Annotated in this window: 15 protein-coding genes and 1 other RNA gene; 5 read left to right on the plus strand and 11 right to left on the minus strand. The window is 51.7% G+C overall.

The window, feature by feature from the left end; all coding sequences use genetic code 11:
• The first annotated feature begins 10 nt into the window (after nt 1-10).
• On the plus strand, nt 11-1,561 hold the full coding sequence (locus FFT88_RS20245) for an EAL domain-containing protein (RefSeq protein ID WP_135403876.1): 1,551 nt from the start codon (nt 11-13) through the stop codon (nt 1,559-1,561).
• Nucleotides 1,562-1,598: 37 nt separating this feature from the next.
• Here FFT88_RS20245 and FFT88_RS20250 read toward each other — a convergent pair whose 3' ends face one another.
• A complete protein-coding gene (locus tag FFT88_RS20250; protein WP_064529090.1) occupies nt 1,599-1,952 on the minus strand; it encodes a DUF1428 domain-containing protein in 354 nt (117 codons plus the stop codon).
• 120 nt (nt 1,953-2,072) lie between these two features.
• An RNA gene (gene ffs, locus FFT88_RS20255) (signal recognition particle sRNA small type) lies at nt 2,073-2,169 on the minus strand.
• A gap of 162 nt (nt 2,170-2,331) precedes the next feature.
• On the opposite strand from ffs, the gene FFT88_RS20260 reads away from it, so the two are divergent.
• The gene (locus FFT88_RS20260; RefSeq protein WP_130215477.1) at nt 2,332-2,643 is read left to right on the plus strand and encodes an MGMT family protein; all 312 of its coding nucleotides are present in this window, start codon (nt 2,332-2,334) and stop codon (nt 2,641-2,643) included.
• A 30-nt stretch (nt 2,644-2,673) separates the two neighbouring features.
• On the opposite strand, the gene FFT88_RS20265 is transcribed toward FFT88_RS20260, so the two are convergent.
• Nucleotides 2,674-3,246, minus strand: a complete 573-nt coding sequence (locus FFT88_RS20265; RefSeq protein WP_130258548.1) for a YbaY family lipoprotein — start codon at nt 3,244-3,246, stop codon at nt 2,674-2,676.
• Between the two features lie 218 nt (nt 3,247-3,464).
• Here FFT88_RS20265 and tesB point away from each other — a divergent pair, with 218 nt between their 5' ends.
• Entirely contained in the window at nt 3,465-4,325 is an 861-nt protein-coding gene (gene tesB / locus FFT88_RS20270; protein WP_130223207.1) for an acyl-CoA thioesterase II, read from the plus strand.
• Between the two features lie 182 nt (nt 4,326-4,507).
• Here the strand turns inward: tesB and amtB are convergent, their stop codons facing one another.
• The 6 genes from amtB to cof form a co-directional block, all read right to left on the minus strand.
• The gene (gene amtB / locus FFT88_RS20275) at nt 4,508-5,794 is read right to left on the minus strand and encodes an ammonium transporter AmtB (protein WP_000685029.1); all 1,287 of its coding nucleotides are present in this window, start codon (nt 5,792-5,794) and stop codon (nt 4,508-4,510) included.
• Nucleotides 5,795-5,823: 29 nt separating this feature from the next.
• Complete coding sequence (gene glnK, locus FFT88_RS20280; protein ID WP_000780338.1) at nt 5,824-6,162, minus strand: P-II family nitrogen regulator; 339 nt, start codon at nt 6,160-6,162, stop codon at nt 5,824-5,826.
• 180 nt (nt 6,163-6,342) lie between these two features.
• Entirely contained in the window at nt 6,343-8,124 is a 1,782-nt protein-coding gene (locus FFT88_RS20285; protein ID WP_130223209.1) for a SmdB family multidrug efflux ABC transporter permease/ATP-binding protein, read from the minus strand.
• Nucleotides 8,117-9,889, minus strand: a complete 1,773-nt coding sequence (locus FFT88_RS20290) for a SmdA family multidrug ABC transporter permease/ATP-binding protein (protein ID WP_135403877.1) — start codon at nt 9,887-9,889, stop codon at nt 8,117-8,119. Before FFT88_RS20290 ends, FFT88_RS20285 begins: the two co-directional genes overlap by 8 nt.
• Nucleotides 9,890-9,918: 29 nt before the next feature.
• On the minus strand, nt 9,919-10,377 hold the full coding sequence (gene decR, locus FFT88_RS20295) for a DNA-binding transcriptional regulator DecR (RefSeq protein WP_000884589.1): 459 nt from the start codon (nt 10,375-10,377) through the stop codon (nt 9,919-9,921).
• Between the two features lie 152 nt (nt 10,378-10,529).
• Nucleotides 10,530-11,348, minus strand: a complete 819-nt coding sequence (cof, locus tag FFT88_RS20300) for an HMP-PP phosphatase (RefSeq protein ID WP_135403878.1) — start codon at nt 11,346-11,348, stop codon at nt 10,530-10,532.
• A gap of 99 nt (nt 11,349-11,447) precedes the next feature.
• On the opposite strand from cof, the gene FFT88_RS20305 reads away from it, so the two are divergent.
• Nucleotides 11,448-13,148, plus strand: coding sequence for an SgrR family transcriptional regulator (locus FFT88_RS20305; RefSeq protein ID WP_135403879.1), 1,701 nt, complete (start codon nt 11,448-11,450; stop codon nt 13,146-13,148).
• Between the two features lie 63 nt (nt 13,149-13,211).
• The gene (gene queC / locus FFT88_RS20310) at nt 13,212-13,907 is read left to right on the plus strand and encodes a 7-cyano-7-deazaguanine synthase QueC (protein ID WP_135403880.1); all 696 of its coding nucleotides are present in this window, start codon (nt 13,212-13,214) and stop codon (nt 13,905-13,907) included.
• A gap of 51 nt (nt 13,908-13,958) precedes the next feature.
• On the opposite strand, the gene fadM is transcribed toward queC, so the two are convergent.
• The gene (fadM, locus tag FFT88_RS20315; RefSeq protein ID WP_001194534.1) at nt 13,959-14,357 is read right to left on the minus strand and encodes a long-chain acyl-CoA thioesterase FadM; all 399 of its coding nucleotides are present in this window, start codon (nt 14,355-14,357) and stop codon (nt 13,959-13,961) included.
• A gap of 93 nt (nt 14,358-14,450) precedes the next feature.
• The gene (locus FFT88_RS20320) at nt 14,451-14,822 is read right to left on the minus strand and encodes a helix-hairpin-helix domain-containing protein (RefSeq protein ID WP_130223219.1); all 372 of its coding nucleotides are present in this window, start codon (nt 14,820-14,822) and stop codon (nt 14,451-14,453) included.
• Between the last annotated feature and the right edge of the window lie 148 nt (nt 14,823-14,970).

Consider the following 14,970-nt stretch of genomic DNA (forward strand, 5'->3'; position numbering starts at 1 on the left):
GGACATGCTGGTGAGAACACGACATCTGGTCAGCCTAATTTCAGGAGTACTGATCCTTTCCGTACTTCTGCCAGTGGGCTTAAGCATCTGGCTGGCTCATCAACAGGTAGAAACGTCATTTGTTGAGGAGCTACATACCTACTCATCCCGCGTCGCTATTCGCGCCAACAAAGTGGCGTCGCAAGGGAAAGATGCACTACAAAAACTGGAAAAATGGCAAGGCGCAGCCTGTAGCGAGGCTCATCTAATGGAAATGCGCCGGGTATCTTATAGTTATCGCTATATTCAGGAAGTGCTCTATGTCGATAACAACGTTCCTCAGTGCTCTTCTCTGGAACATGAAAGCCCGCCAGATACCTTCCCCGAGCCAGGTAAAATATCGAACGATGGTTATCGGGTATGGTTAACCTCGCACAACGATTTAGGTATTACCCGCTACATGGTCGCTATGGGAACTGCACATTACATAGTGATGATTGACCCCGCCTCATTTATAGATGTGATTCCTTATAGCTCGTGGCAAATTGATGCCGCGATTATTGGCAATGCGCATAACATTATCATTACCAGCAGTGACGAAATAGCCCAGGGAATTATTACCCAGCTGCAAAAAACACCGGGTGAACACATCGAAAAGAATGGAATCATTTACGATATCCTGCCTCTCCCCGCGATGAACATTTCCATAATCACCTGGTCTTCGACAAAAACGTTACAAAAAGATTGGTATCGGCAGGTCTTTATCTGGTTGCCTGTCGGATTGTTAATTGGCCTACTGGCGGCAATGTTCGTCTTGCGGATTTTACGCCGTATCCAGTCACCGCATCATCGCCTGCAGGATGCTATCGAAAACCGCGATATTTGCGTGCACTATCAGCCTATTATCTCCTTATCGAATGGAAAGATTGTCGGAGCCGAAGCGCTGGCGCGCTGGCCGCAGACAGACGGTAGCTGGTTGTCACCGGATAGTTTTATCCCGCTGGCGCAACAAACGGGCCTGTCAGAATCTCTGACTCTGCTTATTATCAAAACGGTCTTTGAAGATATGGGCGACTGGCTGCGTCAGCATCCGCAGCAACATATTTCGATCAATCTTGAATCCACCGTGCTCACCTCGGAAAAAATCCCGCAATTGCTGCGTGAAATGATCAATCACTACCAGGTCAATCCCAGACAGATCGCTCTTGAACTCACTGAACGCGAGTTTGCCGATCCAAAAATCAGCGCCCCGGTAATCTCCCGATATCGACAGGTTGGTCATGAAATTTATCTTGATGATTTTGGTACCGGTTATTCGAGCTTAAGTTATTTGCAGGATCTGGATGTCGATATTCTGAAGATCGATAAATCCTTCGTTGATGCGCTGGAATATAAAAATGTCACACCGCATATCATCGAAATGGCAAAAACACTGAAACTTAAAATGGTGGCGGAAGGGATCGAAACCAGCAAACAGGAAGAGTGGCTACGCCAGCATGGCGTGCATTACGGCCAGGGGTGGTTGTACAGCAAAGCATTACCGAAAGAGGAGTTTTTACGCTGGGCAGAACACCATCTGTGAATTTTGGGGCTGGCGGCACGCCGCACAGCCCGTCACGCTACTCGTCGATGATTGACTCGAACCCACCGTAGATCATTCGTTTACCATCAAACGGCATGGACTCGCCGAACTCCTTCATCCGTGGGTCCGACATCATCTTCTGATTGGCAGCGTCGCGGACCTCTTTTGAAGGGTATTCAATCCAGCTAAAAACCACTTCCTCATTCTCTTCCGCTTTGACCGCCATACGAAAATCGGTCACTTTGCCATTCGGTACATCGCTGGCCCAGCATTCAACAATGCGCAGGGCGCCAAACTCTTTAAACAGCGGCGCGGCCTTTGCGGCCATTTCACGATAGGCATCCTTTTTGTCGGCAGGAACAGCAACCACAAAACCATCAACATACTTCATCAGACATACCTCCGAAGCGTACTGCGCAGCCAGAAAATTCTTGCGGCATCAGTCGTGATTAAAGTTTAGCCATATTGGGATTTTTTGACGAAACGGTGGGGAGGCAGAAATGGGTGGGGGCCCTGCCAGCTACATCCCGGCACACGCGTCATCTGCCTTGGCTGCTTCCTTCCGGACCTGACCTGGTAAACAGAGTAGCGTTGCGGGAGAACCAACAGAGCCCCCATTGAGAGCGTTGAGAACCAACGCGCAGGCGCATTATCACTGCTGCCCCGGCTAATTGCAACCCATTGCGTGCCGGATGCTGGTTTCTTGCGCAATGCGGCTTCACTCGGACGTTTTTCCAGATTATGCTGAGAAATTACCTCAGGAAGGAAAGATGGAAAAAGAAGATTCATTTCCCCAACGCGTGTGGCAAATCGTAGCCGCTATTCCCGAAGGGTATGTCACTACTTACGGCGATGTCGCGAAACTGGCAGGATCGCCCCGTGCCGCGCGCCAGGTGGGCGGTGTGTTAAAGCGCCTGCCCGAAGGCAGCACTTTGCCCTGGCATCGGGTGGTTAACCGCCACGGCACAATCTCATTAACCGGACCAGATTTACAGCGTCAGCGGCAGGCATTACTGGCAGAAGGCGTGATGGTATCGGGAAACGGACAAATCGACTTACAGCGTTATCGCTGGAACTACTAACCCTCTCCGGGCGGAGAGGGTTAACTTCGCTTAATATTGCGTTGGAGCTGGAACTGCCGAAGACGGATTCACCTGAGTTGGTGAAGTCGAAGGTACGGTGGTCATTGCGCCACCGCTGGCCTGAACCGGCACGGCGGTTTGCTGAACCGGCACCAATGTCAGGTCGGCTTTAGTTCCGCCCTGGTTGATCACCGGCTGAACGGTATCGGTAATAAACACCAATTTGTCATTTACGGTAATCGCCGCACTTAACAGAATACGCGCGTTCGGCTGAACGTCTGCCGGGTTAAATGGCAGAACAAAGCTGAATGGTGACTGTTTACCTTCGGTACGCACCGCTTTTTGCGCCAGTACTTTAGACGGCGCATCGGCTAACGACGCGTCAGAAAGTGTCACGGTCAGCACAGCATCGGGAGGCAGTGCGACTTTCTGACGGATCCAGACCGTACCGGAGACATTAGGTTGCTGTATAGCAGGTTGTTGTGTCGCCGCAATAGAGGTATTTGCAGCAGGTGCTGGCGTCTGGATATCCGCGCTTTTATCAGCGCAAGCCGCCAACGCAATCGCAACCGCTAAACCACTGGCCATGTGCACGAGTTTCATTCACGTCTCCTTATTATCAATGCACCAGCGGGCTAACTTTCCTCGCCGGAAGAGTGGTTAACAAAATCGTAACGTCAATAAGTGTGGCACAAATCACGTATTTACGCCTGCATTTAGCCCGTAATTCAGACCATTGCACCCATCGGACCAGTGACAAAATTGCGTTATACTCAACTCACTTTGGCTTGCTGCGGCAGCTTTGTTACTGGAGAGTTAATATGAGTCAGGCCTTAAAAAATTTACTGACATTGTTGAATCTGGAAAAAATTGAGGAAGGACTCTTTCGCGGCCAGAGTGAAGATTTAGGTTTACGCCAGGTGTTTGGCGGCCAGGTCGTGGGTCAGGCCCTGTATGCCGCAAAGGAGACAGTACCCGAAGAGCGTCTGGTGCATTCATTCCACAGCTACTTTCTCCGCCCTGGTGATAGCAAGAAGCCGATTATTTATGATGTCGAAACACTGCGCGACGGCAACAGTTTCAGTGCTCGCCGTGTGGCAGCGATTCAGAACGGCAAACCCATTTTTTATATGACAGCGTCTTTCCAGGCGCCAGAAGTTGGATTCGAACACCAAAAAGAGATGCCTCCGGCCCCAGCGCCTGATGGTTTGCCCTCGGAAACACAGATCGCCCAGTCGCTGGCGCACCTGCTGCCGCCAGTGCTGAAAGATAAATTCATCTGCGATCGTCCGCTGGAAGTGCGTCCGGTGGAATTTCATAACCCACTGAAAGGTCACGTCGCCGCGCCGCATCGTCAGGTGTGGATCCGCGCAAATGGTAGCGTACCGGATGATCTGCGCGTTCATCAGTATCTGCTGGGGTACGCTTCTGATCTTAACTTCCTGCCGGTAGCTCTACAGCCGCACGGCATCGGTTTTCTCGAACCGGGGATTCAGATAGCCACTATTGACCATTCCATGTGGTTCCATCGACCATTTAATTTAAACGAATGGCTGCTGTATAGCGTGGAGAGCACGTCAGCGTCCAGCGCACGCGGCTTTGTGCGCGGTGAGTTTTATACCCAGGACGGCGTGCTGGTTGCCTCGACCGTTCAGGAAGGGGTAATGCGTAATCACAATTAAAAAAACAGCCGGAGGTGAAAACCGTCCGGCTGCCAGATAGTTGGTAACATGCTTTTGTTGATGCCGGATGCGGCGTAAACGCCTTATCCGGTCAACAAATTATCGTAAATTCAACAAATTGTGTTTTTTATTGTAGGCCTGATAAGCGCAGCGCATCAGGCGAAATTGCATTTGATTGCTTGTTACGCGTTATAGGCATTTTCGCCGTGGCTGTTGACGTCCAGCCCTTCTCGCTCCTGTTCTTCCGGCACACGCAGGCCAACCGTCAGATCCGCCAGTTTGTAGCCAATAAATGCCACCACACCGGACCAGACGATCGTAATGGCGATGCTTTCAAGCTGTACCAGCAACTGATGGCCCATCGTCACACCTTCAGCGAAGCCCACGCCGCCCAGTGAGCTGGCGGCAAAAATCCCGGTCATGATACAGCCGACAATGCCACAAACGCCGTGCACACCGAAGACATCGCAGGGATCATCGACCCGCAACAGGCGTTTGAGCATAGTAACGCCCCACAAGCCCGCCAGACCCGCTACCACGCCAATAATCAACGCGCCGCCAACCCCAATGTAGCCACAGGCTGGCGTCACGCCGACCAGACCGGCAATCGCGCCAGAACACGCCCCCAGCAGTGAAGGCTTACCACGCAGCGCCCATTCACCGAAGATCCAGCCAAGAATCGCCGCCGCCGTTGCCACCACAGTATTCACAAATGCCAGTGCTGCGATTTCATTCGCCGTACCCGCTGACCCGGCGTTAAAGCCAAACCAACCGATATAGAGAATGGCAGTCCCGGTAAAGACCATCGGCAGGTTGTGCGGTTTAAACGCCTCTTTGCCAAAGCCCACGCGTTTGCCTATCAGATACGCGCCCACCAGACCGGCAATTGCGGCGTTAATGTGCACCACCGTGCCACCCGCGAAATCCAGCGCACCGTGAGAAGCCAGCAAGCCGCCGCCCCAGACCATATGCGCAATCGGTATGTAGGAGAGCGTCAGCCACACCACTACGAAGATCAGCACAGCCGAGAAGCGGATCCGTTCCGCCAGCGCCCCGACTATCAAGCCGACGGTAATACAGGCAAACGATCCCTGAAACGCCACGTGGATATACTGATAAATGCTGCCCATCACCGCCGTCAGTTCGATGTTTTTCAGCATCAACCAGTTAATGTTGCCAAAGAAGTTGTTGCCCTCACCAAACGCCAGCGAGTAACCGTAAACCACCCAGAGAATACAGACCAGTGCAAACGTCACGGTCACCTGCGTTAGCATCGACAGCACGTTTTTGCCGCGAATCAACCCGCCGTAAAACAGGGCAATCCCCGGAATAGTCATAAACAGCACCAGCGCAGTACAAATCATCATAAACGCATTGTCGGCTTTATCGGCTACCGCAGGTGCAGCCATGACCAGTCCCGGCAGCATCGCCAGTGAAGCAAGCCCAGTTTTTATCGTCGCTATCTTCATTTTTCGTTCCTGTTGCTGTGTGCCAGAGATTACAGCGCCGCTTCGTCGGCTTCGCCGGTACGAATACGAATGACGCGTTGCAATTCAGCGACGAAGATTTTGCCATCGCCAATTTTTCCGGTGTAAGCCGCCTTACTGACGATATCGATCACTTCATCGAGTTGATCATCAGCAATCGCCACATCAATTTTTACTTTTGGCAGGAAATTGACGCTGTATTCCGCGCCCCTGTACAGCTCAGCATGGCCCTTCTGACGCCCGAAACCTTTCACTTCGGTGACGGTCAGGCCCTGAATACCAATGGAAGATAACGCTTCACGAACGTCTTCCAGCTTGAATGGTTTGATTATCACGGTCACCAGCTTCATAGATCCCCTCCGGTCAGAATTCGGTAATGGTTCTGCTACACGAAGAAGGTACTGCAAGCGGTGTGCCAGAAATGAAAAACGAGAAAGAGAGCAGGAAGTTAAGAAGATTGAAAATAAAAACGCACTATGACAGTGCACAGTGCGTTACATTTTTGCACCACCGATGAAATTTTGCGCTAATCAGGCGCTCAGAGATTCATCTTCACGCACGCTGGCTGCCAGCTCTTCGCCCGCAAGTTGCAGTTGATACATCTGCCAGTAGCGCCCCTGGGCGGCCAGCAGTTGCTGGTGAGTCCCCTGTTCCACAGCCTGACCACGATGAAGCACCAGAATGGTATCAGCATCAACAATAGTCGATAAGCGGTGAGCAATCACCACAAGCGTAGTATGTTCACGCACCGCCGCCAGAGCATGTTGAATCGCCTGTTCAGTACCGGAGTCAATGCTGGCGGTTGCCTCATCAAGGATCAGGATTTGCGGCGTCTCCACCAGCACGCGAGCCAGTGCCAGCAGTTGCTTTTGCCCGACTGAGAGATTATTCCCCTGCTCGCCCAGCGGCGTATTAATACCGTCGCTCATGCTACGCGCGAGTTCCGCCAGTTGTACCGTTTCCAGCGCCTGCCAGACGCGCTCTTCGGAGATATCACGTCCCAGCGTCACATTGGCAAGGAAAGTATCCGCCAGCACCACCGGATCTTGCTGCACCATCGCCACGCCCTGACGCAGCGCGCTGTGACTGAGCGAACTTAACGGACGTCCATCAAGGCGAATCTCACCTTCTGTTAGTGGGTAATAGCCCATCAATAAACTGGCGAGGGTACTTTTGCCGCTACCGGTATGCCCCACCAACGCCACAAAGCTGCGCGAAGGAACGGCAAGATTAATATTTTTCAGCACCAGATTGTCATCGCGATAAGCAAACGACACGTTATCGACTTCAATGGTGCCACTCTGTAACGGGCGATCATCATTGCCATATTGCTGGCGCGGTCCGTCCATCAGTTCAAACACACGCTCGCCAGCAACAACAGCCTGTTGCAGCATCGCCTGCTGCGTGGTCAGTTCGATTAAGGGTTCGTTAAGTCGCCCAAGATAGCTGATAAACGCATACAACACGCCCACTTCAATGGTGCCGCTGGCGGAGAAGCCAAACAGCATCAACAAGCCACAAAGAATGAGCGATGAAAACAGACTCAGCAGGGGACGCAGTAAAAAGCCGTCCAGCCGTAGCGTTTGCATTCGCGCCATATAGTGTGAACGGCTGGCTTCGCCCATACGTTCGCCAAATCGCGCCTGCTGGCGGAACTGCTGGATGACGCTCATGCCGTTAATAACTTCGTTAAAGCCGTCGTTGATATCCGCCAGATAGGCGCGTACACGGCGGACAATCGGCGTACTGTAACGCTGGTATATCACCATCACCACCAGCACAACCGGGAATATCATTATCGCTACCAGCGCCATTCGCCAGTCGAGACTGAACATCGCTACCAGCATCGCCCCTACCAGGGCGGCACTACGCAAAACGGTCGCGACCACGGTAACGTAGAGATCGCGGATAACTTCAGTATCATTGGTAACGCGGGAAATCACCTGCCCGACCGGCTGAGTATCAAACTCACTCAACGGTTGGCGCAGTGCTGCATCCATCACATCGGTACGTAACTGTTGTACAACGCCTACTGCCGCACGGTTAAACAACAGCGACTGCGCGTAATGTAGCCCGGCGGCAAACAGTTGCAGTACGACATATGCCGCCGCCAGCCCGACAACCATTTTCAGCGGTAAATTATTTTTCGCCACCATATTGTCGATAAAGTAACTGACGAGCAGCGGGCAGCTCACTTCTGCCGCCGCTGCCACCCACATCATCAACACTGCGATACCCAGCGGTTTACGCCACGGTGAACCGTAAGCTAACAGGCGCTTCAGAGTCGGCCAGAGTTGGCTAAAACTACGCATCAACAGCCTCCTCGTGATTTTCCGGAGCATCGTTGAGCGCCGCTTCCAGTTGTTGGTAACGATACATATCGCGATACCAGCCGCTTTGCTGCGCCAGCACATCATGAGCGCCGCGCTGGGCAATATGCCCATGCTGCATCACAATACTTTCACTTGCTTCGGTCAGGGCAGAAAGGCGATGGGCGCTGATAATCACCGTTCTCCCCTGCCCCCACTGGCGCAGGTTATGGAGAATCTGGTATTCCGTGCGACCATCTACCGCCGATAGAGCATCGTCAAGAATGAGGATTTCCGCATTCACCAGCAATGCCCTGGCAATGGAGATTCGCTGTTTTTGCCCACCGGAAAGCATCACGCCGCGCTCGCCCACTTCTGTGTCGTAACCTTGCGGCAGACGCAAAATATCGTCATGCACGCAGGCTAACCGCGCTACGTGTTCAATCTCTTGCTGGGTGGCATTCGGGCAACCCAGCGCGATGTTATTAGCAACCGTGTCAGAAAAAAGGAACGGTGTCTGGCTAACTACCGCCAGGCGACTACGCCAGCTGTCGAGTTGCAACTGCGTCAAAGGTATATCATGAAAACGGATATCACCCTCGGTAACATCAAAATGACGTTGAATTAATGACAGCACAGTACTTTTGCCGGAGCCGGTCGGCCCGCAAATTCCCAGCATCTGACCCGGTTTCAGCGCAAAACTGATGTTCTCGAGCGCAGGATGATGAGTTTGAGGATACGTAAACTGGCGAATATTCACATCCAGTTCACCACGACCTTCTGGCACCTTATCTTTACCATCAATAACGACTGGCGCTTCGGCCAGCATGGTACGAATTCGGCTATACGCCGCGCTGCCGCGCTCCACAATGTTAAACATCCACGCCAGCGCCAGCATCGGCCAAATCATCAAACCAAGGTACATCATAAAACTGGTGAGCTGGCCCAACGTTAAGCTGCCCTGCACGACCATCCAACTACCACCGCCAATCGCCAGTAAATTCGCCATGCCAATCGCGATATAAATGGTCGGATCGAAACGAGCATCAATGCGCGCTACTCGCATGTTTTTCTTACCAGTATCTTCGGCATCTGCGGCGAACAGTGCAGACTGGCGATCCTCCAGACCAAAGGATTTAATCATGCGAATACTGGTCAGACTCTCCTGGGTACGATCGTTAAGGCTGGAAAAGGCGGCTTGTGCCAGCTTAAAGCGTTCATGCAAGGCGTCGCCGTTGCGTTTAATCATGATTGCCATCACTGGCATCGGCAACAGCGCTATTAAAGTTAACTGCCAGCTAATCTGCGTTGACATCATTATCAGCACTGCGCAACCCATCACCAGCGAATCCACCAGCGTTAGCACCCCTTCACCGGCGGCAAATACCACACGATCGACGTCATTTGTCGCACGGGCCATAAGGTCGCCCGTGCGATGACGCAGATAAAACTCTGGATGCTGGCGGCTTAGCTGACGGTAATAGTCTTCACGCAGTTCAACAGCCAGTTGATAAGACGCGCCGAATAGTAGTACGCGCCAGACGTAGCGCAGGAGATAAACCACGACTGCAATCAACACCATGGTGGCGATCCACATCAGGATCTGCCCGGTAGTAAAGTGTTTTTCTGTCACGCCATCGACAACAATACCAACGACTTTTGGCGGGATCAGTTGCAGAATCGCAATAATGACAAGCAAGGCGACAGCCCCGAGATAGCGGCGCCATTCCCGGCGGAAATACCAGCTTAGTTGAGCAAATAATCGCACGCGTTATGTCCTGACCTGATCCTGGATAATTATTCGATAGGTAACGAGGTAGTGTACTTAATCTGTTCCATCGCGAAGCTGGAAGTGACGTCCGAAAGCCCTGGCACACTGTTAACCAGACGCTTATAAAACTCATCGTAGCGCTTCATATCAGCAACCTGGACCCGCATCAGATAATCGTATTCACCGGCCATGCGCCAAAAACCGAGAACTTCCGGCATTTCCGTGACGACCGTAACAAAGCGACAATACCATTCACTGCTGTGATGTTGCGTTTTAATCAGCACAAAAGCAGTCAGACCCAGGCCAATTTTTTCCGGATCCAGCAACGCGACTTTGCCGATAAGAATACCGTCATCTTCCAACCGTTTCAGACGCTTCCAGCAAGGCGTGGTTGTCAGATTAACGGCTTCTGCCAGTGCCTGCAAAGAAAGGGTGCAATCCTGCTGTAATAAGGCCAGCAGCTTACGGTCAATTTTATCTAACATAGCCAATCCACAGAGAATTATTTTCTCTTTTGATTCTATTTTAAAGGCCAAATAGCGACAATTTATTCCGTGCGATTTCACAGAGAATGCACAAAATGACAAATTCGGGGCAAAAAAAACCGGGCAGTTGCCCGGTGCTGGAAGGGATCTCGTTATTCGGGGGAATAAGGTAGATGTGGATTATCCAGCCAGTGCGTCAAAAAGTGAGAGACAGCCTGATTACGGCAGTGTCCAATCACCGGTAAATGAGGGAGTTCCGCGCGCAATTGCGGCATCGCATTACCCATAATGAAGCCCATACCGACGCTGCCTAACATTTCGCAATCATTCATCGCGTCACCGAAGGCCATACAGTCACGCAGCGAAAAACCTAAATGTTGGGTCAGCATAGTCAACGCAGCGCCTTTATTGCAGCCCACCGGCAGCACTTCCAGGCAATCAGTCGCGGAAAAACACAAATGTGCATGCTCACCTAAAGCTTCGTGTAGTTGGATCTGCAAGCGTGCAAGATCGTCGTGATCGCCACAGAAACAGATCTTGGTGACACTGCCGAGTGGCATTTTTTTGACATCGATTATCTGATAACGAAAACCGCTATAGACAAATGCCTGCAACAGCGCAGGGATCTCTTTCCCGGTAAACCAACCATCGTCATTGAAGATATGCATGCTGGCTCGGGTATCCCATTGCTGATACAGCACCAGCTCCGCCACACCCGCAGGTAAATCATCACGATGTAAAAGTTCGCCTTCCAGAGAGTGCACACGCGTGCCGTTGCCGGTAATTAAATACGCATCCAGCGATAGCGCCCCGAGAATATGCTGCATCTCCAACGCATGACGCCCCGTAGCAAATGTAAGGGTAATATCGCGTTCACGCAGGCGCGCCAGAGTAGAGAGAGTTTTCTCACCTAAATGATGGTCAGGCATCAATAAAGTGCCGTCCATATCAAATGCTGCCAAACGAGCCATTTCTTTCTCCACTCTGTGACACGGTTAATGGTGATTGAGTATCACTTGATATATACGGAAGTAATAGTGAATAGATAAAAAATATTGTTCCGGGTTTATATGCGACTGCTTAATCGTCTTAACCAGTATCAACGTTTGTGGCAGCCTTCCGCCGGAGCACCACAATCCGTTACCGTCAGCGAGCTGGCAGAACGTTGCTTTTGCAGCGAACGCCATGTACGCACATTGTTACGTCAGGCGCAGGATGCGGGATGGCTGGAGTGGCAGGCGCAATCCGGGCGCGGAAAACGCGGGCAACTGCGCTTTCTGGTGACGCCGGAATCCTTGCGCAATACGATGATGGAACAGGCGCTGGAAAGTGGAAAACAACAGGATGTACTGGAACTCGCGCAGCTAGCGCCTGGCGAACTGCGTACCATGTTACAACCGTTTATGGGCGGGCAATGGCAAAACGATACTCCGACATTGCGTATTCCTTATTATCGCCCGCTCGAACCACTGCAACCGGGTTTTTTAGCCGGACGAGCCGAACAGCATCTCGCCGGGCAAATTTTTTCCGGCCTGAGCCGTTTCGACAATAACTCCCAACGCCCAATTGGCGATTTAGCGCATCACTGGGAAACATCTGCTGACGGGTTACGCTGGGATTTTTATCTTCGCTCAACCCTACACTGGCATAACGGTGATGCAGTAAAAGCAACACAGCTACATCAACGCTTGCTGATGCTGCTACAGTTGCCTGCCCTGAGGCAGTTATTTATTAGCGTGCAGCGTATTGAAGTCACCCACACGCAGTGTCTGACCTTCTTTTTAAATCGTCCCGATTACTGGCTGGCACACCGACTGGCGAGCTATTGCTGCCATCTGGCGCATCCGCAATTACCACTGGTAGGAACCGGACCTTTCCGCTTAACACAATTCACACCGGAGCTGGTGCGCCTCGAAAGCCATGATTATTACCATTTACGTCATCCGCTACTAAAAGCGGTTGAGTACTGGATAACCCCGCCGCTTTTTGAAAAAGATTTGGGTACGAGTTGTCGGCATCCCGTCCAAATCACCATCGGCAAACCAGAGGAATTGCCACGGGTCAGTCAGGTCAGTAGCGGCATCAGTTTAGGTTTTTGCTATTTAACGTTGCGCAAAAGCCCCCGACTGACTCTCTGGCAGGCACGAAAAGTGATCACCATTATTCATCAATCCGGTTTACTACAAACGTTAGAAGTCGGAGAAAATCTGATCACCGCCAGTCATGCATTGCTGCCAGGCTGGACTATTCCACAATGGAAGGTACCGGAGGAAGTCAAACTACCTGAAACGCTGACGCTGGTTTATCACCTGCCGGTGGAACTTCATGTGATGGCAGAACAGTTACGAACGACGCTGGCAGCAGAAGGTTGCGAGCTAAAGATTATTTTTCATAACGCGAAAAACTGGGATGGAGCCACGCCACTGGCGCAAGCAGACCTCATGATGGGCGACAGATTAATTGGCGAAGCGCCGGAATATACCCTTGAACAGTGGCTGCGCTGCGATCCGCTGTGGCCACATGTTTTTACTGCCAGTACATACGCACATCTACAATCGACACTGGATGCCGTGCAAATAATGCCTGACGAAGAAAGCCGATTTAATGCCCTGAAAACAGTGTTTAGCCAGTTAATGGCAGATGCGACGCTGACGCCGCTATTCAACTATCACTATCGCATTAGTGCGCCGCCAGGCGTGAACGGTGTGCGACTGACACCGCGCGGCTGGTTTGAATTTACCGAGGCCTGGCTACCCGCTCCGTCGCAATGAAGAGCTGGCCCGGGTTAACCGCAGGCGTTACCATAACGTTTTATCGATTTAGCAGGATGATTTATGAAACGTGCTGTCGTTGTATTCAGTGGGGGCCAGGACTCTACAACCTGTCTGGTGCAGGCATTGCAACAATATGATGAAGTCCATTGCGTGACGTTTGATTACGGTCAGCGCCATCGCGCAGAGATCGACGTTGCGCGCGATCTGGCGCTGAAACTGGGCGCACGCGCGCATAAGGTGCTGGATGTCACCCTGCTTAACGAGCTGGCAGTCAGCAGTCTAACGCGTGACAGCATTCCAGTGCCAGATTATGAACCTGAAGCCGATGGCATCCCGAATACGTTTGTTCCAGGGCGTAATATTTTGTTCCTGACGCTCGCGGCGATTTACGCATATCAGGTGAAAGCCGAAGCGGTGATCACCGGCGTCTGCGAAACAGATTTCTCCGGCTACCCGGATTGCCGCGATGAATTTGTGAAAGCACTAAACCATGCCGTCAGTTTGGGCATGGCGAAAGAGATTCGTTTTGAAACGCCGCTGATGTGGATTGATAAAGCGGAAACCTGGGCGCTGGCGGATTATTACGGCAAGCTGGATTTAGTGCGTAACGAAACACTGACCTGCTATAACGGCATCAAAGGCGATGGTTGCGGTCATTGTGCTGCATGTAATCTGCGTAGTAATGGGTTGAATCATTATCTGGCCGATAAACCAGTTGTGATGACGGCGATGAAGCAGAAGACCGGGTTGAAGTAATTATTCCGGGTGTTGCCGGATGCTCAAGCCGCATCCGGCACAACAAAACGTTTACTTAACCATCTGCTCCAGCTTTTCGCGCAGCTCCCCTTCCAGAGCTAAAGCCTTCTGCGTTTTAAGATCGATACAAACAAACGTGATAAGCGCATCCGCGACCACCTGCCCTTCCGGCTCCAGAGTAATAACCTGGCTTAAGATGCCGCTTTTACCGTTTAATTGCTGTAACTGGCTCGTAATGGTTAACAGGTCGCTTAATACCGCCGGGCGGCGATAGTTGATATTGATATTCACCACCACGAAAGCGATGTTATGGGCGGTCATCCATTGAAAACTGTCGCTGTTTTCCAGTCCATCCCAGCGGGCTTCTTCGAGAAACTCAAGGTAGCGGGCGTTGTTTACGTGCTGGTAGACGTCGAGATGATATCCACGAACTTTGATTTGTGTTTGCATAGCGCAATAACCTTACGTTGTTGTTATAAGTACAGAGGCCATAACTGGTATGACCTCTTCAGTCTGGCAAAAAATTGCCACTATGCAAATTAATTACAGGGTTAATATCGCCAGATTACGCTCCACCAGCGAATTACCCATCCCCGGCACCTGCTTCAGATCCTCCACCGTTTTAAACGGGCCATACTCTTCGCGATAACTGACAATCGCCTGCGCTTTCTTCAGGCCAACGCCATTCATCGCGCGGGCTAGCTCTTCCGCGCTGGCATTATTAATGCTGACTCTGGTGCCTTCTTCATCACTGGCTTTCGCCGGTACTGCCGCTTTGCTTTGTGCCGCAGGGGCTTCCGCTTTGGTTTCGACCGCCGCCGGTTTCGCTGCAGGAGCTGCCGCCAGCGCACAGTGAGACATTCCGGCACAGGCCAGGGACAGGGTAATGAGCAGTGCTTTGATTCCGTGTTTCATACTGTTTTCTCCTTGTTTGTTAACAGTGGAATCACCTTAACGGCAGTGAAAACAGTAAACAAATGGCAATGTTCAGAAATGGAAAAGGCCGCGAAAGCGACCTTTTCTTGTTACAGCTGCAAAGCATTTTTTTGCGAGGCGGCTTCAG

The organism is Escherichia sp. E4930 (assembly GCF_005845405.1).
Classification (GTDB): Bacteria; Pseudomonadota; Gammaproteobacteria; order Enterobacterales; family Enterobacteriaceae; genus Escherichia.

Excerpts from the sequence above, each read along its gene's own strand:
- FFT88_RS20305 (WP_135403879.1), top strand. The coding sequence starts at position 11,448 with ATGCGACTGCTTAATCGTCTTAACCAGTATCAACGTTTGTGGCAGCCT.
- queC (WP_135403880.1), top strand. The coding sequence starts at position 13,212 with ATGAAACGTGCTGTCGTTGTATTCAGTGGGGGCCAGGACTCTACAACC.
- glnK (WP_000780338.1), bottom strand. The coding sequence starts at position 6,162 with ATGAAGCTGGTGACCGTGATAATCAAACCATTCAAGCTGGAAGACGTT.
- tesB (WP_130223207.1), top strand. The coding sequence starts at position 3,465 with ATGAGTCAGGCCTTAAAAAATTTACTGACATTGTTGAATCTGGAAAAA.
- fadM (WP_001194534.1), bottom strand. The coding sequence starts at position 14,357 with ATGCAAACACAAATCAAAGTTCGTGGATATCATCTCGACGTCTACCAG.
- FFT88_RS20320 (WP_130223219.1), bottom strand. The coding sequence starts at position 14,822 with ATGAAACACGGAATCAAAGCACTGCTCATTACCCTGTCCCTGGCCTGT.
- FFT88_RS20260 (WP_130215477.1), top strand. The coding sequence starts at position 2,332 with ATGGAAAAAGAAGATTCATTTCCCCAACGCGTGTGGCAAATCGTAGCC.
- amtB (WP_000685029.1), bottom strand. The coding sequence starts at position 5,794 with ATGAAGATAGCGACGATAAAAACTGGGCTTGCTTCACTGGCGATGCTG.
- cof (WP_135403878.1), bottom strand. The coding sequence starts at position 11,348 with ATGGCTCGTTTGGCAGCATTTGATATGGACGGCACTTTATTGATGCCT.
- FFT88_RS20250 (WP_064529090.1), bottom strand. The coding sequence starts at position 1,952 with ATGAAGTATGTTGATGGTTTTGTGGTTGCTGTTCCTGCCGACAAAAAG.
- FFT88_RS20265 (WP_130258548.1), bottom strand. The coding sequence starts at position 3,246 with ATGAAACTCGTGCACATGGCCAGTGGTTTAGCGGTTGCGATTGCGTTG.
- FFT88_RS20285 (WP_130223209.1), bottom strand. The coding sequence starts at position 8,124 with ATGCGTAGTTTTAGCCAACTCTGGCCGACTCTGAAGCGCCTGTTAGCT.
- decR (WP_000884589.1), bottom strand. The coding sequence starts at position 10,377 with ATGTTAGATAAAATTGACCGTAAGCTGCTGGCCTTATTACAGCAGGAT.